Source organism: Streptomyces xylophagus (assembly GCF_000716435.1).
Lineage (GTDB): Bacteria > Actinomycetota > Actinomycetes > Streptomycetales > Streptomycetaceae > Streptomyces > Streptomyces xylophagus.
This window is the reverse complement of the sequence record NZ_JNWO01000007.1, coordinates 630,242-652,757: the sequence shown is the minus strand read 5'-3', so window position 1 is coordinate 652,757 and position 22,516 is coordinate 630,242. Positions and strand designations below refer to the sequence as shown.

Genomic DNA, 22,516 nt, shown 5'->3' with positions numbered 1-22,516 from the left:
GCCCAGATGGCCATGCCGCTGCGTCAAACCATCAAAGTCGCTACATACTTGGCCGAACAGAAGCTCCGCAAGCGGGACAAGTTCCCCCTGATCGTGGAGCTGGAACCGCTCTTCGCGTGCAACCTGAAGTGCGAGGGCTGCGGCAAGATCCAGCACCCGGCGGGCGTGCTCAAGCAGCGCATGCCGGTGGCGCAGGCCGTCGGGGCGGTGCTCGAGTCCGGTGCGCCGATGGTGTCCATCGCGGGCGGCGAGCCCCTGATGCACCCTCAGATCGACGAGATCGTGCGGCAGTTGGTGGCGAAGAAGAAGTACGTCTTCCTCTGCACCAACGCCATGCTGCTCCGCAAGAAGCTCGACAAGTTCACGCCCTCGCCGTACTTCGCCTTCGCGGTGCACATCGACGGGCTGCGCGAGCGGCACGACGAGTCCGTCGCGAAGGAGGGCGTGTTCGACGAGGCCGTGGAGGCGATGAAGGAGGCCAAGAAGCGCGGCTTCCGGGTCACCACCAACTCGACCTTCTTCAACACGGACACCCCGCAGACCATCATCGAGGTCCTGAACTTCCTCAACGACGACATCAAGGTCGACGAGATGATGATCTCGCCCGCCTACGCCTACGAGAAGGCGCCCGACCAGGAGCACTTCCTGGGTGTCGCGCAGACCCACGAGCTGTTCAAGAAGGCCTTCGCGGGCGGCAACCGCCGGAAGTGGCGGCTCAACCACTCCCCGCTCTTCCTGGACTTCCTGGAGGGCAAGGTCGACTTCCCGTGCACGGCCTGGGCGATCCCGAACTACTCGCTCTTCGGCTGGCAGCGCCCCTGCTACCTGATGAGCGACGGGTACGTGCCCACGTACCGGGAGCTGATCGAGGAGACCGACTGGGACAAGTACGGCCGCGGCAAGGACCCGCGCTGCGCCAACTGCATGGCGCACTGCGGCTACGAGCCCACCGCCGTCCTCGCCACCATGGGTTCCCTCAAGGAGTCCCTGCGGGCCATGCGCGAGACCGTCGCCGGAAACCGCGACTGACGTCATGACCGCCGTAGCCCTGGGCGTCCCCGAGATGCCGGTCCGGCCGATCGCCGAGCGACGTGTGTCGCGACGCATCCAGGTCGGACCGGTGGCGGTCGGGGGCGGGGCCCCCGTCTCGGTCCAGTCGATGACGACGACCCGTACGTCGGACATCGGTGCCACCCTGCAGCAGATCGCCGAACTCACCGCGTCCGGCTGCCAGATCGTCCGCGTCGCCTGCCCCACGCAGGACGACGCGGACGCGCTGGCGACCATCGCCCGCAAGTCGCAGATCCCGGTGATCGCGGACATCCACTTCCAGCCGAAGTACGTGTTCGCCGCAATCGAGGCCGGCTGTGCGGCAGTTCGCGTCAATCCCGGCAACATCAAGCAGTTCGACGACAAGGTCAAGGAGATCGCGCGGGCCGCCAAGGACCACGGCACGCCGATCCGGATCGGGGTCAACGCCGGTTCCCTGGACCGCCGTCTGCTGCAGAAGTACGGCAAGGCGACGCCCGAGGCGCTCGTCGAGTCGGCCCTGTGGGAGGCGTCGCTCTTCGAGGAGCACGGTTTCCACGACATCAAGATCTCCGTCAAGCACAACGACCCTGTGGTGATGGTCAACGCCTACCGGCTGCTGGCCGCGCAGAGCGACTATCCGCTGCACCTCGGGGTCACCGAGGCAGGGCCCGCCTTCCAGGGCACGATCAAGTCGGCGGTCGCCTTCGGGGCGCTGCTCAGCGAGGGCATCGGCGACACCATCCGGGTGTCGCTGTCCGCCCCGCCCGCCGAGGAGGTCAAGGTCGGCATCCAGATCCTGGAGTCGCTGAACCTGCGGCAGCGCCGGCTGGAGATCGTGTCGTGCCCGTCCTGCGGGCGCGCCCAGGTGGACGTCTACAAGCTCGCCGACGAGGTCACGGCGGGCCTGGAGGGCATGGAGGTGCCGCTGCGCGTCGCGGTCATGGGCTGCGTCGTCAACGGCCCCGGCGAGGCGCGGGAGGCGGACCTGGGGGTCGCCTCCGGCAACGGAAAGGGCCAGATCTTCGTCAAGGGCGAGGTCATCAAGACCGTGCCCGAGTCGAAGATCGTGGAGACCCTCATCGAGGAGGCGATGAAGATCGCCGAGCAGATGGAACAGGACGGCGTCGCGGCGGGGGAGCCGGCCGTCACCGTGAGCTGAACCAGCACGGACCGAAGGGGGCCCGACGTGACGATCCTGGAGAACATCCGGCAACCACGCGACCTGAAGGCGCTGTCCGAGGCGGAACTCGGCGAACTGTCCGAAGAAATCAGGGAGTTCCTGGTCCATGCGGTGGCCAGGACCGGCGGACACCTCGGGCCCAACCTGGGCGTGGTGGAACTGACCATCGCGCTCCACCGGGTCTTCGAGTCACCGACCGACCGCATCCTGTGGGACACCGGCCACCAGAGCTACGTACACAAGCTCCTGACGGGCCGTCAGGACTTCTCGAAGCTGCGCAGCAAGGGCGGCCTCTCCGGCTACCCCTCGCGCGAGGAGTCCGAGCACGACGTCATCGAGAACAGCCACGCCTCCACCGCGCTCGGCTGGGCCGACGGCCTGGCCAAGGCCCGCCAGGTGCAGGGCGAGAAGGGCCATGTCGTCGCGGTCATCGGCGACGGCGCGCTCACCGGCGGCATGGCGTGGGAGGCGCTGAACAACATCGCCGCCGCCAAGGACCGGCCCCTGATCATCGTCGTCAACGACAACGAACGCTCCTACTCGCCCACGATCGGCGGCCTCGCCAACCACCTGGCGACGCTGCGCACGACCGACAGCTACGAGCAGGTCCTCGCCTGGGGCAAGGACGTCCTGCTGCGCACCCCGATCGTCGGCAACACGATCTACGAGTCGCTGCACGGTGCGAAGAAGGGCTTCAAGGACGCGTTCGCCCCGCAGGGCATGTTCGAGGACCTGGGCCTCAAGTACGTCGGCCCGATCGACGGACACGACATCGGCGCCGTCGAGTCGGCACTGCGCCGCGCGAAACGCTTCCACGGCCCGGTCCTCGTCCACTGCCTCACGGAGAAGGGGCGCGGCTACGAACCCGCCCTCGCCCATGAGGAGGACCACTTCCACACCGTCGGCGTGATGGACCCGCTCACCTGCGAGCCCCTCGTGCCTTCCAACGGCCCTTCCTGGACCAGCGTGTTCGGCGACGAGATCCTGCAGATCGGGGAGGAACGGGACGACGTCGTGGCCATCACGGCGGCCATGCTGCACCCGGTCGGCCTCGGCAAGTTCGCCGCGAAGTTCCCCGACCGGGTGTGGGACGTCGGCATCGCCGAACAGCACGCGGCGGTGTCCGCGGCGGGCCTGGCGACCGGCGGACTGCATCCCGTCGTCGCCGTCTACGCCACCTTCCTCAACCGCGCCTTCGACCAACTCCTGATGGACGTGGCGCTGCACCGCTGCGGGGTGACGTTCGTCCTGGACCGTGCCGGGGTGACCGGAGTTGACGGAGCGTCGCACAACGGCATGTGGGACATGTCCATCCTTCAGGTCGTGCCGGGCCTGCGGATCGCCGCCCCGCGCGACGCCGACCAACTCCGCGCCCAGCTACGGGAAGCGGTCGCCGTCGACGACGCGCCGACCCTCGTCCGCTTCCCGAAGGAGTCGGTCGGACCGGAGATCCCGGCGATCGACCGCGTGGGTGGCCTCGACGTGCTGCACCGGGGCGCCGAGACCCCCGAGGTGCTGCTCGTCGCCGTAGGAGTGATGGCGCCCGTCTGCCTCCAGGCCGCCGAACTCCTCGAAGCGCGCGGCATCAACTGCACGGTGGTGGACCCCCGTTGGGTCAAACCGGTCGACCAGGCACTCCCGGGCCTCGCCGCCGAACACCGGTTGGTGGCCGTGGTGGAGGACAACAGCCGAGCCTCCGGCGTCGGCGCCGCCGTGGCGCTGGCACTGGGCGACGCCGAAGTCGACGTGCCCGTACGGCGGTTCGGCATCCCGGAGCAGTTCCTCGCGCACGCCAAACGCGGCGAGGTGCTCGCCGACATCGGCCTCACACCCGTCGAGGTCGCCGGACGGATCAGCGCAAGCCTGGCGGTCAAGGACACGGCCGACCACGCAGCCAAGGAGAAACCCGAATGACCAAGGAGTTCGACCTCACCGCGCTCTTGGCCGAGCGCGGAGCCGAGCGTTACGAGCTGCACGCCAAGTACCTGAACCACCAGCTCCCGCGCATGCTGCACACCATCGGCTTCGACAAGGTCTACGAGCGGGGCGAGGGCGCCTACTTCTGGGACGCGGACGGCAACGACTACCTGGACATGCTCGCCGGGTTCGGGGTGATGGGCCTGGGCCGCCATCACCCCGTCGTCCGCAAGGCGCTGCACGACGTCCTCGACGCCCAGCTCGCCGACCTCACCCGCTTCGACTGCCAGCCGCTGCCCGGCCTCCTCGCCGAGAAGCTGCTCACCCACAGCCCGCACCTGGACCGGGTGTTCTTCGGCAACAGCGGTACGGAGGCGGTCGAGACCGCGCTCAAGTTCGCCCGCTACGCCACCGGGAAACCCCGGGTCCTGTACTGCGACCACGCCTTCCACGGCCTGACCACCGGTTCGCTCTCCGTCAACGGCGAGGACGGCTTCCGGGACGGCTTCGCCCCGCTGCTGCCCGACACGGCCGTACCGCTCGGCGATCTCGACGCCCTGGCACGGGAGTTGAAGAAGGGCGACGTCGCCGCCCTCGTCGTCGAGCCGATCCAGGGCAAGGGCGTACACGAGGCCCCGCCCGGTTATCTGCGCGCCGCGCAGGAACTCCTGCGTCAGCACAAGGCGTTGCTCATCGCCGACGAGGTACAGACGGGCCTCGGCCGTACCGGCGACTTCTACGCCTACCAGCACGAGGACGGCGTGGAACCGGACTTGGTGTGCGTGGCCAAGGCGTTGTCCGGCGGGTATGTGCCGGTCGGCGCGACCCTCGGCAAGGACTGGATCTTCAAGAAGGTCTACTCGTCCATGGACCGCGTGCTGGTCCACTCGGCGAGCTTCGGGTCCAACGCCCAGGCCATGGCGGCCGGCCTCGCGGTGCTGTCGGTCATGGAGAACGAGCAGACCGTCGCCAACGCCCGTGCCACCGGGGACCAGTTGAGGACCCGGCTCGCCGCGCTGATCGACAAGTACGAGCTGCTCGCCGACGTGCGCGGCCGGGGTCTGATGATCGGCATCGAGTTCGGGAAGCCCAAGTCGCTGAAGCTGCGCAGCCGTTGGACCGTGCTGCAGGCCGCGCGCAAGGGACTCTTCGCGCAGATGGTGGTCGTACCGCTGCTCCAGCGACACCGCATCCTCACCCAGGTCTCCGGCGACCACCTGGAGGTCATCAAGCTGATCCCGCCGCTGGTCGTCGGCGAGCGCGAGGTGGACCGCTTCGTGGACGCCTTCACGGCGGTGATGGACGACGCGCACAGCGGTGGCGGGCTGATGTGGGACTTCAGCAAGACGCTCGTGAAGCAGGCGGTGGCCAACCGCTGAGCCTCAGGACGGGGTTTTTGCCTCTGTGGCAAGAAATTTGCCGCAGGGGCAAACGTCCGGCTGAATGGAGAGCATGAGCTCTTCCGAGACCGAGCCGGAACCGCACACCGACCCGGAACCGTCAGCCGGACCGGCCGACGACCTGCCGGCCACCGTCGCACCCCAGCTCCGCGCCCTGCGCCGCCGCGCCTCCCTCACGCTGGAGGTCGCCGCCCGCTCGGCCGGACTCTCGCCCGCCCACCTCTCCCGGCTGGAGACCGGGCTGCGCCAGCCCTCGCTGCCGATGCTGCTCGCGCTGGCCCGCATCTACGGTACGACAGTCTCGGATCTGCTCGGCGAGACGGTCACCGACCGGGACGCCGTCGTGCGCGCCGCCGAGATGGAACCGACCCACGCGGGCGGCTGGACGTACTGGCAGGCCGGGGCGCCCGGCCGCGGAATGCAGTCGCTGCGCGTGCGCATCCCGCACGGCTCCCAGGGCGACATCGTGCGCGTGCACCCCGGCGAGGAATGGCTGTACGTCCTCAAGGGCCGGCTGCGGCTGCGCCTCGGCGACACCGCGCACCTCCTCGGGCCGGGCGACAGCGCGCACTTCGACTCGCTCACCCCGCACCGGCTCGCCGCCGCCGACGAGACCGGCGTCGAGGTCCTGTTCGTCCACACCCTGCTGCAGAGCCCCACGGCCACCCTGTGCCTGGGCCCGATCACCGGAGAGACGCCATGAGCGGCAACAACATCGAGGACAAGTTCCCGCGTGCCCTGTGGGTACGGCTCATCATCTACATCGCCGTCGGCCATCTCTTCGCGGCCTTCATCTACCTGCTGTTCTCGGTGGGCGCCAAGTAGCCTGCCGCAGCTGTCGGTTCAGTCGAGCAGGCGCTCGCGCAGCCGCTCCCGGATCTCCGGGGTGATCCCCAACCCCTGCTCCAGATAGGCGTCCACACTGCCCCAGGTCTCCTCGACGGTGTCGAACGCCGCCGTCAGATACTCGGCGCGGGCGTCGAAGAGGGGGCTGAGGAGTTCCATCACCTCGGGGGAGTGGCCCGCTGCGGAGGAAGCGCTGCGCCGCACCTTGTAGCGGCGGTGCTTCGCGTTCGACTCCAGGTAGTCGGCCAGGATCGCCTCGCGCTCCACGCCCACGGCGAGCAGGGTCACGGCTATCGACAGGCCCGCGCGGTCCTTGCCCGCCGCGCAGTGCATCAGCGCGGGAACACTGTCCTCGGCGAGCGAGTGCAGCACCTGGGAGTGCTCGGCGGTGCGCTCCTTGATGATCGTGCGGTACGAGTTGATCATCCGGTCGGCGCCCTTGCCGTCGCCGAGGATCCCGCGCAGCTGCTCTATCTCCCCGTCGCGGACCATCTTCCAGAACTCGGAGCCGTCCGCCGGGTCGCTCAGCGGCAGATTCACGTTGCGTACGCCGGGCAGCTCGACGTCGGGACCCTCCAGCTTCTGGTCCGACGCGTTGCGGAAGTCGAAGATCGTGTGCAGCCCGAGGGAGGCGAGGAACGCCGCGTCCTCGTCGGTCGCGTGCGCGAGGTGGCCGCTGCGGAACAGCACCCCGTGCCGCACCTGCCGTCCGTCCACCGTCGGAAGTCCGCCCACGTCCCGGAAATTGCGCACTCCGGACAACTCCGGCTCGGTCGACGGAATCTGCTGCGTCACGAGGACTCCTCCCACTCGGCCCGACGACGCGGCTCACCGGCGGGCACGTTCCCGACGATACGACATCGATTCCGGAGGCCATGAGTTGTCCACAGGCGTTGCCTCACAGGCCCCGGGCCATTGATGATGTTGCTGCTTGAGTGGACTTGTTCGAATCTGTGAGGGACCTGATGCTGGAGATCGCCGAGAACGGCCGTACCTGGGTGCTGTCGGGCCCCACGAGCAGCTACGCCGTCCATCTCACCGAGGACGACGAGCTGCTCCACCTGCACTGGGGCCCCGTCATCGCCCTCGCGGACGCCGAGGAGCTCGCCGCCCGCCCGCTGCCCAGCGGCTCGTCCTTCGAGTCCCCGCTCGACGGACGCGAGGAATACCCCGTCGAGGGCGGCCCCCGCTTCGCACGGCCCGCCCTGTCCGTGCGCACGCCCGAGCGCCGCGGCACGGAATGGACCTTCGAGCGCTACGACACCGAGGGCGACGAGCTGCGGCTGCGCTTCCGGGACACCGGACTGGCGATCACGCTGCACTACCGGACGCGCGGCGACGTCGTAGAGCGCTGGACGACCCTCGACAACGACGGGCCCGAGGCCCTGGAGCTGTTGCGGGCCGACTCCGCCGTGTGGACCCTGCCCGAGCGGGAGGGGTGGCGGCTGTCGCAGTTGCACGGGCGGTGGGCCGCCGAGTCCCGGCTGGTGCGATCCGACCTCACCTACGGTGAGAAGGTCATCGGCAGCCGGCGCGGACACACCGGGCATCAGCACCTGCCCTGGGTCGCGCTCGACCTCGACGCGACCGAGGAGCGCGGCGAGGTCTACGGCTGCGCTCTCGGCTGGTCGGGGTCCTGGCGGATCGCCGTGGCCCAACTCCCGGACGCGCGCGTGCAGATCAGCGGCGGCGCCGGGTACGACGACTCCGGGCTGCTGCTCCTGGCGGCGGGGGAGTCCTTCACGACCCCCGTCTTCGCCGGACTGTGGAGCGACGCCGGCTTCGGGGGCGCCAGCCGCACCTGGCACACGTACCAGCGGACGTACGTCATCCCCGACGCGGACCAGGACCGGCCGGTGCTCTACAACTCCTGGGAGGCCACCCAGTTCGACATCTCCGAGGAGCAACAGGGCGTGCTCGCGCGGCGCGCGGCGGCGGCCGGTGTCGAGCTGTTCGTGGTCGACGACGGCTGGTTCGGGAAGCGCACCAGCGACCGCGCCGGACTCGGCGACTGGACCCCGAACCCGGACCGTTTCCCCGGCGGCCTCAAGCCGCTCGCCGACTACGTGCACGCGCTCGGCATGCAGTTCGGTATCTGGGTCGAGCCCGAAATGGTCAATCCGGACAGCGACCTGTACCGCGCGCACCCCGACTGGGTGCAGTTCCAACCGGGACGAAAGCGGACGGAGTTCCGCAATCAGCTCGTGCTGAACCTCGCCCGCGAGGACGTCCAGGAGTACCTCTGGGAGCGCCTCGACACGCTGCTGACCAGTGCCCCGATCGACTACGTGAAGTGGGACTTCAACCGCTGCTTCACCGACGCCGGCTGGCCCGGCGAGGCCTATCCGCAGCGCCTCTGGGTCGACCATGTGCGCGCACTGTACGGCCTGTTGGACCGGCTGCGGGCGGCCCACCCCGGCGTGGCCTTCGAGTCCTGCTCGGGCGGCGGCGGCCGGATCGACCTCGGCATCATGAGCCGCACGGACCAGGTGTGGACCTCGGACAACACCGACCCGCTCGACCGGCTCGCCATCCAGCACGGCTTCAGCCAGATCCACCCCGCGCGCGTGATGGCCGCCTGGGTCACCGACAGCCCGAACACCCAGCTCAACGACCGGGTCAGCAGCCTGCGCTTCCGGTTCGTGAGCGCCATGGCCGGGGTGCTCGGCGTGGGCGGCGACCTCTCGGAATGGACCGAGGAGGAACTCGCCGAGGCCCGCCAGTGGGTGGACCTCTACAAGGAGATCCGGCCGCTCGTGCAGCACGGCGACCTCCACCGGCTGCGCCCGCCCACGGGCGGACTCAGTGCCGTGCAGTACGTGCGCGGCGACGAGACCGTCGTCCTCGCTCTGCTCCAGGCGCAGCACTACGGCGAGCCGCTGCCGGCGCTCCGGCTGCGCGGGCTCGAGCCGACGGCGTCGTACGAATGCCTCGAAACGGGCGAAGTCCACCGGGGTGCCGTCCTGTTGCATCACGGACTGCGCACCGGTCTGCGCGGTGACCTCGATGCGACGGTTCTCCGGCTGCGTCGCATCTGAGCCTTCTGTCCTAATTGCAGCCTTCGTTACAACTCGCTCTGGAATAAGGGAATCTGATGAGGGCGTACGTGATCAGCGTCATATTCGTGACCGTACGTCGCTCGTCATGTTCACGTAATTGACGTGCTTTTCCAGGGGAATTGAGGGGTGGAGCCCCAGGGGAATTCACGGAGGGTCACTGTGAATTCCCACAGGGGATCACAAGAAACGCAAATCCGTGGAACCTCCTGCTTGTCCCTTTGCGTCTTCCTCGCTTACGTTCGCCACCAATCCGGACGGACGCCCAATCCTGCCGCCGACCGGACTCCGCACACACCCACCCGTATGCGGCAGGAGCGGGGGACCCACAGGTAAGACGCCTGTTCCGGTCTCCGGAACGGGCTTGGGGTAAAGCCGCGACCAGCGCGCGGCCGGGCATCTCCAGCCCGCACCCGACAGCTCACCTCGCAGGCGCCGGAGAGGAATTCGTCATGCCCGCGAAGGGTAAGCACCGCCGCCCGAAGTCCCAGCGCCTCACCCGCTCGATAGCCGTAGCCGGAACAGGCGGCGCCGCGCTCGCCCTGCCGCTCATGGGGGCCGCCGGCGCTCATGCCGCGACCGTGACTTCCGCTCCGGAAAAGGCCGTTCAGTCGGTTCCGGCCACCGAGAAGGCGACCACTGAGAAGACGGTCGCCGCGAAGTCGGTCGCCGAGAAGACCGCGAGCGTCAAGACGTATTCGGTGAAGGCGGGCGACTGGCTCGCGAAGATCGCCGAGGACCAGGACGTCAGCGGCGGCTGGAAGAAGATCTACCAGGACAACCGCGAGGCCATTGGCGCCGACCCGTCGCTGATCCACCCGGGTCTCAAGCTCTCCCTCGGCAAGAAGGCCACGACGAGCACGGACACGGGTGCGAGCACGACCAAGTCGTCGGATTCGTCTTCCAGTTCGTCCTCTTCGTCATCCTCCTCTTCCTCGAAGAAGACGACCGCCGCGCAGAGCGCCGACGCCACCAGCACCTCCAGCGGCTACACCCTCCCCGTGACCGGCGGCACCATCGGCACCGGTTACCACGTCGCGGGCAGCATGTGGTCCAGCGGCTACCACACGGGCGTCGACTTCGTCGTCCCGACCGGCACCACCGTCAAGGCGGTCGCCGCGGGCACGGTCGTCTCCGCCGCCTATGACGGCGCCTACGGCAACGAGGTCGTGATCCGGCACGCGGACGGCGAGTACTCGCAGTACGCGCACATGTCGCAGCTGTCCGTCTCGGCCGGCCAGACCGTGACCGAGGGCCAGCAGATCGGCCTCTCCGGCGCGACCGGCAACGTGACCGGCCCGCACCTGCACTTCGAGATCCGGACCACGCCGTACTACGGCTCGGACGTGGACCCGGTCGCCTACCTCCGCTCGCACGGCGTCACCGTCGGCTGACATCAGGCCCCGGGCATCTGCCCCCTTGTCACCGAAGGCCGCACCCTGATCCCCGGGTGCGGCCTTCGGTGTTGTGGCATTCCACGCGCCAACGCCCCTGATCAGAGACTTATTCCGACTTTGGACAACCCTTTACAAGTGGCTTATATCACCGTCCGTCAACCCCTAAATACGATCGCGTAGGTCACACTCCAGGGTGAATTATGGTTGCCGTGGCTAACGATTCGAAGAGTGACAACAGATCGGTGATCGGGTCGTACGTGGCGGTGGGGGACAGCTTCACCGAGGGCGTCGGCGACCCTGGGCCCGACGGGGCGATGGTCGGCTGGGCCGACAGGTTCGCGGTACTGCTCGCGGACCGGCGACCCGAGGGCGACTTCGAGTACACCAACCTTGCCGTGCGCGGGAAACTGCTCGACCAGATCGTGGCCGACCAGCTCACCCGCGCCAAGGAGATCGGCCCGGACCTGGTCTCCTTCTGCGCGGGCGGCAACGACATCATCCGGCCCGGCACCGACCCCGACGAGGTCGCCGAGCGCTTCGAACGCGCGGTCGCCGACCTCACCGGCGCCGTCGGCACCGTCATGGTGACGACCGGCTTCGACACCCGTAACGTGCCCGTGCTCAAGCATCTGCGCGGCAAGATCGCCACCTACAACGGACATGTGCGGGCCATCGCCGACCGCTACAACTGCCCGGTGCTCGACCTGTGGTCCCTGAAGACGGTCCAGGACCGACGGGCCTGGGACGGCGACCGGCTCCACCTCTCTCCCGAGGGGCACACGCGCGTGGCGCTCCGCGCCGGCCAGGTCCTCGGCGTCGAGGTCCCGGTCGACCCGGACCAGCCCTGGCCCCCGCTGCCGCCTCGCGGCACCCTCGACATCCGGCGCGACGACGTGCACTGGGCGCGCGAGTACCTGGTGCCGTGGATCGGGCGCCGGCTGCGCGGCGAGTCCTCGGGCGACCATGTGGAGGCCAAGGGGGCGCTGTCGCCGGGTGACATCAAGATGCGGATCGAGTCGGTGGCTTGACGGGGTGGGGTGACGGGGCCGGTAGGGGCGACCGGTGTGCCGGGGGCCGTACGGCTACCTAGGTCCCGGCGTGCGACCCCGGGGTCGCGTCCGTGCGCCCGCACGCGCACGCGTGGCCTTTGTCACTGCCCTGTGCGGCCACCCTCGCGCGTGATTCAGGAAGCGGTCAACGCCGCCCGCTCCAGGCCGAGTTCCCGCGCGAGCGCCTCGTCGACCCACTCCAGGGCCCGCGCCCGCGACACCGCTCCCGCGTACGCCGTCATCTGTACGGCGAGGCCGTCCAGGAGGGCGGTGAGGCGCAGGGCCGTGCTGTCCGGGTCCGGGCAGTGGAACTCGCCCGCGGCCACACCCTCGGCGACGACCTCCGCGAGCGCCTGCTTCCACTGCCGGTCGAGATCGCGGGTGACGTCCAGGAGGGCGGGTTCGCGCAGGGCCGCCGCCCAGCCCTCGATCCACAGCCGCCAGCCCTTGGCCTGTCCGGTCGGCGCGTACCAGCGCACCGCGGTCCGCAGTCGGCGCAGCGCGGTCGTCCGGCGGCTCAGTAGCTTGCGCAGATGCGCGAGGTCGTCCTCGGCGGCGAAGGTGAACGCGGCGGCGACCAGTTTCTCCTTGGTCGAGAAGTGATAGAGCACCAGCGCGTTGCTCACCCCGAGCGCCGAGGCCACGTCGGCGATCCTGACCGCCGCCACGCCCCGCGCCTCGATCTGCTCGACGGCGGCCCGCAGCAACTCCGCACGCCGTTCCGCCACGCCCAACCGCACTCTCGCCACGCGGTCACCCTAATCCGTAGCCCGCCGAGGTGTTGCCCCGTGTCTCACCGGTACCAGCCGAAACGTTCCGCGATGACCGGCAGCCGGTCCGCGACGATGGCGTGCGCGGCGGCGCGCGGTGTCGTGTCGTCGGCCTCCGCGCGGGCCAGCATCAGGTCGATCAGGGCGCGCATCGAACGCCGGGTGTGGGCGAACGCCTCGTCCGCGTCAGCGCCGATGTCGCCGAACAGGGTCCACCACCACCAGGCGTTCGTCCCGGAGTTCACGACCACGTCCGGCAGCACGATGACCCCGCGCGCGGCCAACAGCTCCTCCGCCTCGGGCAGTACCGGCATGTTGGCCGCCTCGACGATCCAACGGGCGGAGATCCCCTGCTGGTTCGTGGTGTCGATCGCGTACGACACGGCCGCCGGAACCAGTACCTCCGCGTCGACGGACAGCCAGTCCTCACCGGGGAGTTCGCGGTCGCCGGGGCGCAGCGCGGCGCGGTCCGCGGTGCCGTATCCGTCCCGGGCGGCGAGCAGCGTGTCCACGTCGAGGCCGGCCGGGTTCGCGATCGTGCCCTTGACGTCGGCCACGGCCACGACCGCCAGCCCCGCGCGCGTGAGGAACCGTGCCGTCGCCCCGCCCATGGTGCCCAGGCCCTGCACGGCGACCCGAGTCCCCGCGTACGGCACGCCCGCCCGGTCAAGCGCCGCGAGCACCGACTCGGCGACCCCGCAGCCGCCGACCAGCTCGTCGAGACCGATGCCGTCCACCTCGACCGCGAAGGCGTCCGCCAGCCGCCGCCGTGCCGTCGTCTCGTCGTCGAGCAGCGGATACACGGCCTGGATCGACGACACGAGCCCCGCCTCCGCGGCGGCCCGGTCGACCAGGTCCTGGGTCAGCCCGAGATCCTCGCCGGTCGTCCAGAAGCTCTCGATGTACGGCCGCATGGCCCGCAGGTAGCGGACGAGGAGGCCGTACGACACCGGGTCCTGGGGATCGCAGTCGATGCCGCCCTTGGCGCCGCCCAGGGGGACGTAACGGCCCTCCGGGTTGTAGTGCAGCGCCTCCTTCATGGTCATCCCGCGCGCGAGCCCCGCCACCTCGTCGAGCGTGCAGCCCGGCCGCATCCGCAGACCGCCGCTCGACACACCGCGCACCAGCCGGTCGACGACCAGGAAGCCCTGGCGGCCGGTGACGTGGTCGGTCCAGGTGAGCGACATCAAGGGGGCGGTCATACGGACTCCTCGCGGCGTCGGCCGGCAGGGCATGTGCAGAAGTGCGTACCGGACGGCTGGTACTGAACGGCGAGTCAGTATCGGAAGCGGAGCCGGGTCCTGTCAACGGAAGATCGAATTCCGCCCCGCGGTGTCAACCCCGGGCGTGGAACTTTGGTCTTTCCTTGGAATGACGGCCCCGTGAAGCCGATGCACCGGCGTTGTCACAGGGGTCGACCATAATGGAAAGCCTGACCGACTCCACCTGGAGGAATCGTGACCGGTTTCCGTACCCTGAGCTCCGGGCTCCGCGAGCTGCAGCCCGCGGCCTTCGGCGCGGACCCGAGCGGCGAGCGCCTGGCGCGCATCCGCAGATCCCCCCACTTCAAGGACGGGGTCTTCCAGAATCCCGGGGGCAACACGAACGTCCGCCCGTCCGGCGGCACGATGCGCGAGATGGGCAAGGCCTATCTCGACAAGGAGGCACGCGCCCGCCGCGCCCCCGACGGCACGCTGCCGGTGCACGCCACCACCCTCGCCGACCTGGCCAAGCCCGCCGCCACCGGGCTGCGGCTGACCTGGATGGGGCACTCCAGCGTCCTGGCGGAGATCGACGGCCACCGGGTCCTCTTCGACCCGGTCTGGGGCGAGCGCTGCTCCCCGTTCCCGTTCGCCGGACCCAAGCGGCTGCACCCGGTGCCCCTGCCGCTGGCCGCGCTCGGCCCGGTCGACGTCGTGGTCATCTCGCACGACCACTACGACCACCTGGACATGCCCACGATCAAGGCGCTGGCCGACACGGACACCTTGTTCGCGGTGCCGCTCGGTGTCGGCGCCCACCTGGAGCACTGGGGTGTGTCCGCCGACCGGCTGCGCGAGCTGGACTGGCACGAGGAGACCACGGTCGGCGGCCTCACCCTGACCGCCACCCCGGCCCGCCACTTCTGCGGCCGCGGTCTGCGCAACACCCAGCACACGCTCTGGGCCTCCTGGGTGGTCGCCGGCGAGGAGCACCGCATCTACCACAGCGGTGACACCGGGTACTTCGAGGGCTTCAAGGACATTGGTGCCGCGCACGGCCCGTTCGACGCGACGATGATCCAGATCGGCGCGTACAGCGAGTTCTGGCCCGACATCCACATGACGCCCGAGGAGGGCATGCGCGCCCACCTCGACCTCCAGGGCGGGCAGCCGCACGGGGTGCTGCTGCCGATCCACTGGGGCACGTTCAACCTGGCCCTGCACCCGTGGGCCGAGCCCGGCGAATGGACCGCGGACGAGGGCGAGGCGGTGGGCCAGGCCGTGGCCACACCGCGGCCGGGCGAGCCGTTCGAGCCGGGCGGCGAGCTGACGACGAACCCCTGGTGGCGGCCCTTCGGCGGAACGATCGCCCACCACTGGCAGCAGCCGAAGCCGGTCGGGACCGAACCGAAGCCGACGGCGACCCCGGCGGAACTGGACCTCGCGAACGAACGCTGAGCGGACCACGAGGCCGCGCGCCCAGCCCGCCCGCGCCCCTCGCCCGCACCCACCCCTGCGCTCCAGCGCACCGCGGAACCGGGCCCACGGCATCGTCCGGACGATGCCCACCCGGAACTCGCGCACGCTGGAGCGCGGTTGTTTGCTGCGGCCGGACTCCGCACCGTCCCGACCCGCGCGTGCCGTCGACGCGCCCGCTCCGGCGAACACGGTGGGTGATGTTCTGGGGTGCGGCCGAGATGGGGCGGGGCCCCGAAAGATGCCTTCGCAGCCCGGCCGCGGGTGTGAGACGGAAGAGCGTCCCGTGCCGAACTCCCGGACCCCCGGCGCCCGTTCGTGACCGGTTCCGATCAGGGGCGATCGATTCTTTGTCCTTCTTCTGCATGTGGTCGAGCAGGTTATCGGTCTGTCGTGCGAGGCCTCATACCAGAGCGGGACGCTCCCCGTGGGACTTTGTCAACTGCCCACCGCACCTGATGCGTTGGCGACTACTGTGAGTGTCCGCCGGGCGACGCGGGGCCAATTTTTTCGGCTCTCTCGACCGGCACCGCGATGGCGTATGCCCGAATCGCGCACCCCGCGCGAGCAAACCGGCCCGACGCACCAGTACGAGGACGCCGATGTCTCAACTCCGTGCACCGGCCGCACGCGCAGACCGCCGTGAGGGCGGCCGGCACGGGCGACCGGCCGCCCGCCCCGTGCCCGCAGTGCCCGAGACGCACATACGGCCCCAACTGCTCCGCCTCGCCGTGCTGCCGCCCATCGCGGTCGCACTGAGCGCCAGCGCGGCCGTCCTGTTCACCGTCCGCTCCACCGGAGCGCGGACCAGCCTCACCCTCTGGGGTGTCCTCGCCGGAGCCACGTCGGTGACTGTCGCGGGCATTCTGATCGCCGCCGTGGCCGCGGGCCGCGCCGCCGGTTCCGTCAGCGACCGCATCGGCGCCCTGCGCCGCAGCAGCGCGCGCGGCGAGGCCGACCTGCGCGACCTGGTCGAGGCGCTGCGCCGCGGCGAGGGCCCGCCCCAGCGCAAACCGCGCAGCAGGCCCCCCGGAGACGCCGACGACTTCGACCTGCTCGCCGCCGACCTGGCACACGCCCACGACGGCGCCGTCACCGCCGTCGTGGCCGCCGCTCAACTCTCCAGCCAGGCCGGCAGCGAACAGAAGGTCGAGGTCTTCGTGAACCTCGCCCGGCGCCTGCAGTCCTTGGTGCACCGGGAGATCTCCATCCTCGACGAGCTGGAGAACGAGATCGAGGACCCCGACCTGCTCAAGGGCCTCTTCCACGTCGACCACCTCGCCACCCGCATCCGCCGTCACGCCGAGAACCTCGCCGTCCTCGGTGGCGCCGTCTCGCGCAGACAGTGGAGCAACCCGGTCTCCATGACCGAGGTGCTGCGTTCCGCCATCGCCGAGGTCGAGCAGTACTCCCGCGTCAAACTCGTGCCGCCGATCGACGGCACCCTGCGCGGGCATGCCGTCGCCGACGTGATCCACCTGCTGGCCGAACTCGTCGAGAACGCCACGGTGTTCTCCGCCCCGCACACCCAGGTACTGCTCCGCGCCAACCTCGTCACCTCGGGCCTCGCCGTCGAGGTCGAGGACCGCGGACTCGGCATGCCCGTCGGCGAACAGAGCCGGATGAACGCCCTGCTCACCGATCCCGACCAGGTCAACGTCGCCAGCCTGCTGGCCGACGGCCGCATCGGCCTGTTCGTGGTCTCCCAACTCGCCCGCCGCCACGGCATCCACGTCCGCCTGCAGACCAACATCTACGGCGGCGTGCAGGCCGTACTCGTCGTGCCACAGGCCTTGTTGGGTACGGCGCCGGGCGCCCCCGGGGCCGTAGGGCGGCCGGAGGACACGATGGGCGGGGGGCATCCGCTCGTCCCGCCGCAGCAACCTCCCCAGGGCGGGGCGCAAGGTGGGTCGCGGGGTGGGACCGATGGGGGTCGACCGGGGCGGCACCAGCGTGAGGCCGGGGCACCGGGGCGGCATCAGCGGCCGGACTCGGTGCCGAACGGCGGCGGACCGGTGCCGCTCCCCGTACGCGGCGCCCACGTGGAACGGGCCAACCCCTCGGAGGCGGTACCCGGTATCCGCCCCGACGACCGGCGGACGGTGGCCGAGAACGTGACCGCACCGCCCGTGCCACGCGGCGGAGCGGTACGCGGCACCATGGGCAAGCCGCCCCAACTGCCCCGGCGCCGCGCCCAGGAACACATCGCCCCCCAACTCCGCGACGGCCCGGCACCCCGCCAGGACTCCGAACACCCCGCAGGCCACGACCCCGGCCTGATGGCCGCATTCCAGCGGGGGATCGGTCTCGCGGAGGCACAGCAGCACATGGAGGCGACGGAGGAGGCCGAGCCGGCGTCACCGCACATGGACCCGCTCCATAGGGAGGCTCCGCACCTGGAGGCGAAGCACATGGAGTCGGGCCACACCGACGTGGCGCAGTCACCGGTGTTGAGCGCCGAGCCGCAGCACATGGAGTCGGTACACACCGGGTCGGCCCACATGGGGTCAGATCACACGGAGTTGCCGCACACAGACGGGGTCTACGTGGGCGGGGCCTACATGAGTGCGCTCCACACGGAGCCGTCGCTCACAGAGTCGTCGACGCGCACGGGTTCCGACCCCACGACCGCGTCCAACGGCACAGACCGCTTTCCCCTTGCCGACCACAACCCTGCGGCCCACACCCCCGTGGACCACACGGAGATGCCGCCCTTCATCCTCGGCCCCCACATGGACGCGACCCCCATAGCCGAAGCGCACGCGCATGCCCCCGGTCACGGTCACGACCTCACCGCCCGGCACGACGGGAGCGCATCAGCCGGATGACCACGCACGCCCCCACCCCCACAGCGGCGACCACCCGCACGCCGACCCCCACCCGCGCTCCCGCAGACCTTCGTACCCCAAGGAGTCGATCCACCATGGCGAGCGATGCGCCGACCGGCCATGTATCCGATCTCGACTGGCTGATGAGCGGCCTCGTGCAGCGCGTACCGCACACCACCAGCGCGGTCCTGCTCTCCTGCGACGGGCTCGTGAAGTCGGTTCACGGCCTCGACCCCGACAGCGCCGACCACATGGCGGCCCTGGCCTCCGGCCTGTACTCCCTCGGCCGGAGCGCGGGCGTCCGCTTCGGTGACGGCGGAGACGTCCGGCAGGTCGTCGTCGAACTCGACTCGACGCTGCTCTTCGTCACCACCGCCGGCTCCGGCACCTGTCTCGCCGTGCTCGCCGGCCGCGAGGCCGACGCGGCCGTACTCGGCTACGAGATGGCGATGCTGGTCAAGAGTGTCCGCCCCTACCTCGTGACCGCGCCCCGGCAGCACGCCGTCGAATCACCTGCGATGAGGCCTTGAGCGTGGCGACGGCCGGCGACGGGCCTTGGTTGGACGACGCGGCCGGACGTCTGGTGCGCCCTTTCACGGTCAGCAACGGCCGGACCCGGCCCTCCGTCGCACTCGACCTCCTGTCGCAGGTCATGGCTACCGGTGCCACCCCGCTCGGCTACCTCGGCCCCGAACACGCGCAGGCGCTCGACCTGTGCCGCGCGCCCATCTCGGTCGCCGAGGTCTCCGCCCACCTGAAGCTGCCGGCCGCGGTCACCAAGGTGCTGCTGTCGGACCTCGTCGACTGCGGGGCACTGACCACCAAGCCACCCGAGTTCCACCACAACCCCACTGACCGGTCTCTTCTGGAGGCAGTGCTCGATGGACTACGACGACAGCTCTGACTACGAGAGCGGCCACGATCCCTTCCCCACCGCACTGAAGATCCTGGTGGCGGGCGGCTTCGGCGTCGGCAAGACGACCTTCGTCGGAGCGGTGAGCGAGATCGCGCCGCTCAGCACGGAGGAGCTGCTCACCACGGTCAGTGCCGCGACCGACGATCTCGAAGGCATCGAGAACAAGGTCGAGACGACCGTGGCGATGGACTTCGGCCGGATCACCCTCGACCCGGAACACGTGCTCTATCTGTTCGGTACACCCGGACAGGAGCGGTTCTGGTTCATGTGGGACGAGCTGTCCGAGGGCGCGCTCGGCGCGGTCATCCTCGCCGACACACGCCGCCTGGAGGAGTGCTTCGCCGCCGTCGACTTCTTCGAGCAGCGCGGCCTCGGATTCATCGTCGCGATCAACGAGTTCGACGGCTCCTACCGCTACGACCCCGAGGAGGTGCGTGCCGCCATAGATCTCGACCCCGGCATCCCCGTCGTGCGCTGCGACGCGCGGATCTCCAGTTCCGGAGTCCAGACCCTGCTGACCCTCGTACGCCACCTCATCGCCCACGCCCCGGCGCCCGCGCCGAGCCATGGTGCCCACATGTGATCCCCACACACCGCCACGGAGTTCCTATATGACCTACGTCCACAGGGACGGAGTACGCCCATGAGCTACGACCCGCCGCGTCCGGCCGGTCGTCTGCTGCTCACGCCCGAGGACAAGGAGGCCCCTCAACGGATGCGTCGGCTGCGCGGGTTGGGGCTGGGGGAGCGCCCGGACCCGGCGCTCGACGCCTTCGCGGACCATCTCGCCGAGCTCACCGGGGCGCCGTACGCCATGGTCAACTTCATTGACGAGAACCGGCAGTTCTTCGCCGGTCTGCACACCCCGGGCAGTGTGGGACTGCCCAGGCCGGCCTCGGGCGGGGAGCATGCCAAGCCAGAGGTGGGGCGGCAGTTGGCGCGTGACTATGGGTTCTGCCCCCATGTGGTGGTCCGACGTAAGGCGCTGGTGTTGGAAGACGTCTGCGACTATCCGCGGTTCGCGGGGAATCCGGTCGTCGACGAGTTCGGTATCCGGTCCTATCTGGGGGCGCCCCTCATCGACTCCACGGGGATGGTGCTGGGCACGGTGTGTGTCGTAGACACCGAGCCGCGGCCCTGGGGGAAGCCGGGGCTGGAGACGATCAAGCGGACCGCGGCCGAACTGGTGGCTCGGCTCGAACTGCTCGGGGGCGGGTAGCCGGATGGCCGGGCGGGCGGGAAGCTGGGTAGCCGACCGGTCGTATAATGGTGGTATGGGTAGGACCAGTGACGCCGGAGAGAAGATCCTTGCCGCCGGGCGGTCGCTCTTCGAGGCGCGCGGTTACTCGGCACTCGGGGTGGCCGAGATCTGCAAGGCGGCCGGAGTGCCGAAGGGGAGCTTCTACTACTTCTACGAGTCGAAGGAGTCCCTCGCGCTGGCCGTCGTGGACGAGCACTGGGCGGACCAGCGGCGGGAGTGGACGCGCATCCTGAGCGGAGACAGCGGTGCTCCCCAACCCCTGGACCGGCTACGGCAGTTGTTCGAGGAGACGGAGGCCGGCCTGCGCGCCGGACAGCAGGGCTGCGGCACCGTGATGGGCTGTCTGTTCGGCAATCTCAGTCTGGAGATGAGCAACCAGACCGAGGCCGTCCGCACCCGGCTGCAGGAGATCTTCGACGCCCAGGTCGAGATGGTCGACGCGGTCGTCAGCGAGGCCCGCGACCGTGGGGACGTCACCGTCGCCGACACCCAGGAGGCGGCGCGGTCCGTCGTCGCGCAGTTGGAGGGCCAGGTGATGTTCGCGAAGCTGTACAACAACACCGGGCGGCTGAGCCCCCTTTGGGCCAACTGCCTCGCCCTGCTCGGGGCGGCCCGCGCCGCCTGATCAGCGGCCTGCGGTCGGTACCTCCAGAGCGGGCCCGGAGTCTCGTAGCGCCACCGCGTCGCGCGGCGGGAAGCCGACGCGCAGGACGGCGGCGGACACGGCCGCGGCGAGGACCACCAGGGCGGCCAGGAGCAGGGCCGGGCGGTAGCCGTGGTGGAGCAGCGGGGCGACGGCCAGCGGGCCGAGGATCTGGCCGACGGAGTATCCGGCGGTCAGCAGCGCCACCGAACGCGGAAATCGCAACTGGGCCCCGGCCGCCAGGGCCAGCGTGCTGATGCCGATGAAGGTCGCGCCGAACAGCACCGCGGAGACCAGTGCCGCCGTCACCCCGCCGACCAGCGCGGGCAGCGCGATACCGACCGCCTGGATCACCAGCGCCACGCACAGCAGTCCCGGCCGCGACCAGCGGCGCCCGAGCCGCGCCCACAGCGCCGAGGAGGGTACGGCGGCCAGCCCCACCAGCACCCACGCGCCACTCCCGATCCAGCCGGGGGAGCCCTGTCCGATCGCGGCGACCAGGAAGGTTCCGGCGACGATGTAGCCGACGCCCTCCAGGCTGTAGCTGACGAACAGGGCGCCGAACCGGCGATCAACTCTCGTCTCAGGGACGCGAGTTGAGGGTGCGGCTGGCACCTCGGGCCGTAGGTTCCACGAAGCCGTCGCGAGCGCCGTGGCGAGAGCGGCCGATGCCCACCACGTGGTCCGCCAGTCCCCGACCGGGCGCAGGGCGAGGACCAGCAGGCCGGAGAGCGCGATGCCGGCGCCCACGCCGCCGAAGGCCCAGCCGGGCAGGTGCGGCGGGTGGTCCCGGAGGTGGCCGAGGAGTGAGTTGACCGCGATCACGAAGATCAACGCGCTTGCCGTGCCCGCCAACAGGCGCAGTGCGATCCACACCCCGGTGCTGTCGGTGGTGGGCATCGCGGCGAGGGTGCCGACCAGGAGGACGAGCGAGCCGCGCAGGACCGCACGGGAGCGGACCAGGGCGGGGAGGAGGGTGCCCGCGAGTGCGCCGAGGAGGTAGCCGACGTAGTTGGCGGTGGCGAGGTGCGCGCCGGCGTCGGTGGACAGGCCCGCCCGGGCGTGCATCAGCGGGAGGATCGGGGTGTAGACGAAGCGGCCGACACCCATGCCGGCCGCGAGGGCCGCGGCGACCCGGGCGACATGGGCCCAGGGCGACAGGAGGGGGCTCTCCGCCCGTGCCCCGCGGACCGGGGCGCACGGGCTCACGGCGGTGAAATCCCTTGCAGGCGGGGCGAGTTACTCCGCATAGCCGGGGTCGTTCGGGTGCGGCTCCAGCGGGGTGACGACGAACGTCATCCACGCGTGCAGGGGCAGGGTGCCGAGCACCTTCTCGTGGAGTTGCTCCTCGTCGTCGGCGCGCCAGACGCCGATGCTGCGCCGTTCGCCGACCGGGCGCCACAGCCGCCCCAGATGGCCGGTGGCGGCCAGTTCGCGGGCGCGGACGGCCTCGGCGGCGCGGCGCCGGTCGACCTCGTCCTGACCGGTGCCTTCGGGGATCGTGGTGGTGATCTCGACCAGGAACTCTCGCATGATCTCGCTC

General features: G+C 70.2%; 21 protein-coding genes and 1 riboswitch. Of the genes, 16 read left to right on the top strand and 5 right to left on the bottom strand.

All coding sequences use genetic code 11. The features are described from left to right. The first annotated feature begins 6 nt into the window (after positions 1-6). From hpnH to OO70_RS17860, 6 genes are all read left to right on the top strand, one after another. A complete protein-coding gene (gene hpnH / locus OO70_RS17885; RefSeq protein ID WP_043671446.1) occupies positions 7-1,029 on the top strand; it encodes an adenosyl-hopene transferase HpnH in 1,023 nt (340 codons plus the stop codon). 4 nt (positions 1,030-1,033) lie between these two features. Further along, the gene (gene ispG / locus OO70_RS17880) at positions 1,034-2,191 is read left to right on the top strand and encodes a flavodoxin-dependent (E)-4-hydroxy-3-methylbut-2-enyl-diphosphate synthase (RefSeq protein ID WP_043671444.1); all 1,158 of its coding nucleotides are present in this window, start codon (positions 1,034-1,036) and stop codon (positions 2,189-2,191) included. A gap of 27 nt (positions 2,192-2,218) precedes the next feature. Continuing rightward, a complete protein-coding gene (dxs, locus tag OO70_RS17875; RefSeq protein WP_043671442.1) occupies positions 2,219-4,126 on the top strand; it encodes a 1-deoxy-D-xylulose-5-phosphate synthase in 1,908 nt (635 codons plus the stop codon). Next, positions 4,123-5,508 carry an aspartate aminotransferase family protein gene (locus tag OO70_RS17870; RefSeq protein ID WP_043671437.1) on the top strand — a complete coding sequence of 462 codons (1,386 nt, stop codon included), beginning with the start codon at positions 4,123-4,125 and terminating at the stop codon, positions 5,506-5,508. Before dxs ends, OO70_RS17870 begins: the two co-directional genes overlap by 4 nt. Before the next feature lie 73 nt (positions 5,509-5,581). After that, positions 5,582-6,232 carry a helix-turn-helix domain-containing protein gene (locus OO70_RS17865; RefSeq protein WP_043671434.1) on the top strand — a complete coding sequence of 217 codons (651 nt, stop codon included), beginning with the start codon at positions 5,582-5,584 and terminating at the stop codon, positions 6,230-6,232. After that, the gene (locus OO70_RS17860) at positions 6,229-6,354 is read left to right on the top strand and encodes a DUF6126 family protein (RefSeq protein WP_043671431.1); all 126 of its coding nucleotides are present in this window, start codon (positions 6,229-6,231) and stop codon (positions 6,352-6,354) included. Before OO70_RS17865 ends, OO70_RS17860 begins: the two co-directional genes overlap by 4 nt. 18 nt (positions 6,355-6,372) lie before the next feature. On the opposite strand, the gene OO70_RS17855 is transcribed toward OO70_RS17860, so the two are convergent. Next, a complete protein-coding gene (locus OO70_RS17855; RefSeq protein ID WP_043671428.1) occupies positions 6,373-7,170 on the bottom strand; it encodes a tyrosine-protein phosphatase in 798 nt (265 codons plus the stop codon). Positions 7,171-7,340: 170 nt separating this feature from the next. Between OO70_RS17855 and OO70_RS17850 the strand changes: the two genes are divergently transcribed. The 3 genes from OO70_RS17850 to OO70_RS17840 all read left to right on the top strand — a co-directional run bounded on the left by OO70_RS17850 (position 7,341) and on the right by OO70_RS17840 (position 11,856). Further along, positions 7,341-9,413, top strand: coding sequence for an alpha-galactosidase (locus OO70_RS17850; RefSeq protein WP_043671424.1), 2,073 nt, complete (start codon positions 7,341-7,343; stop codon positions 9,411-9,413). 303 nt (positions 9,414-9,716) lie between these two features. Next, a riboswitch (cyclic di-AMP (ydaO/yuaA leader) is annotated at positions 9,717-9,879 on the top strand. Between the two features lie 4 nt (positions 9,880-9,883). Next, a complete protein-coding gene (locus tag OO70_RS17845; protein WP_043671421.1) occupies positions 9,884-10,825 on the top strand; it encodes a M23 family metallopeptidase in 942 nt (313 codons plus the stop codon). A gap of 245 nt (positions 10,826-11,070) precedes the next feature. After that, a complete protein-coding gene (locus OO70_RS17840; protein WP_043671411.1) occupies positions 11,071-11,856 on the top strand; it encodes an SGNH/GDSL hydrolase family protein in 786 nt (261 codons plus the stop codon). Between the two features lie 155 nt (positions 11,857-12,011). Here OO70_RS17840 and OO70_RS17835 read toward each other — a convergent pair whose 3' ends face one another. Together OO70_RS17835 and OO70_RS17830 are read right to left on the bottom strand one after the other, a co-directional pair. Further along, positions 12,012-12,626, bottom strand: a complete 615-nt coding sequence (locus OO70_RS17835; protein WP_078651439.1) for a TetR/AcrR family transcriptional regulator — start codon at positions 12,624-12,626, stop codon at positions 12,012-12,014. 44 nt (positions 12,627-12,670) lie between these two features. Beyond that, positions 12,671-13,849 carry a Glu/Leu/Phe/Val dehydrogenase dimerization domain-containing protein gene (locus OO70_RS17830; protein WP_043671406.1) on the bottom strand — a complete coding sequence of 393 codons (1,179 nt, stop codon included), beginning with the start codon at positions 13,847-13,849 and terminating at the stop codon, positions 12,671-12,673. A gap of 255 nt (positions 13,850-14,104) precedes the next feature. Between OO70_RS17830 and OO70_RS17825 the strand changes: the two genes are divergently transcribed. From OO70_RS17825 to OO70_RS17795, 7 genes are all read left to right on the top strand, one after another. After that, positions 14,105-15,307: an MBL fold metallo-hydrolase gene (locus tag OO70_RS17825; protein WP_043671403.1), complete on the top strand. Its 1,203-nt coding sequence runs from the start codon at positions 14,105-14,107 to the stop codon at positions 15,305-15,307. A gap of 620 nt (positions 15,308-15,927) precedes the next feature. Further along, the gene (locus OO70_RS17820; protein WP_078651438.1) at positions 15,928-18,153 is read left to right on the top strand and encodes a sensor histidine kinase; all 2,226 of its coding nucleotides are present in this window, start codon (positions 15,928-15,930) and stop codon (positions 18,151-18,153) included. Between the two features lie 95 nt (positions 18,154-18,248). Beyond that, positions 18,249-18,683 carry a roadblock/LC7 domain-containing protein gene (locus OO70_RS17815; RefSeq protein ID WP_019069670.1) on the top strand — a complete coding sequence of 145 codons (435 nt, stop codon included), beginning with the start codon at positions 18,249-18,251 and terminating at the stop codon, positions 18,681-18,683. A 2-nt stretch (positions 18,684-18,685) separates the two neighbouring features. After that, positions 18,686-19,057, top strand: coding sequence for a DUF742 domain-containing protein (locus OO70_RS17810; RefSeq protein WP_043671401.1), 372 nt, complete (start codon positions 18,686-18,688; stop codon positions 19,055-19,057). Further along, complete coding sequence (locus OO70_RS17805) at positions 19,035-19,652, top strand: GTP-binding protein (RefSeq protein WP_043671398.1); 618 nt, start codon at positions 19,035-19,037, stop codon at positions 19,650-19,652. The genes OO70_RS17810 and OO70_RS17805 overlap by 23 nt, the downstream gene beginning before the upstream one ends. Positions 19,653-19,712: 60 nt before the next feature. Then, entirely contained in the window at positions 19,713-20,288 is a 576-nt protein-coding gene (locus OO70_RS17800; protein WP_043671395.1) for a GAF domain-containing protein, read from the top strand. A 55-nt stretch (positions 20,289-20,343) separates the two neighbouring features. Further along, a complete protein-coding gene (locus OO70_RS17795) occupies positions 20,344-20,955 on the top strand; it encodes a TetR/AcrR family transcriptional regulator (protein WP_043671392.1) in 612 nt (203 codons plus the stop codon). On the opposite strand, the gene OO70_RS17790 is transcribed toward OO70_RS17795, so the two are convergent. Together OO70_RS17790 and OO70_RS17785 are read right to left on the bottom strand one after the other, a co-directional pair. Further along, positions 20,956-22,083 carry a YbfB/YjiJ family MFS transporter gene (locus OO70_RS17790; protein WP_078651465.1) on the bottom strand — a complete coding sequence of 376 codons (1,128 nt, stop codon included), beginning with the start codon at positions 22,081-22,083 and terminating at the stop codon, positions 20,956-20,958. Between the two features lie 129 nt (positions 22,084-22,212). Further along, a complete protein-coding gene (locus OO70_RS17785) occupies positions 22,213-22,506 on the bottom strand; it encodes a muconolactone Delta-isomerase family protein (RefSeq protein WP_043671389.1) in 294 nt (97 codons plus the stop codon). Between the last annotated feature and the right edge of the window lie 10 nt (positions 22,507-22,516).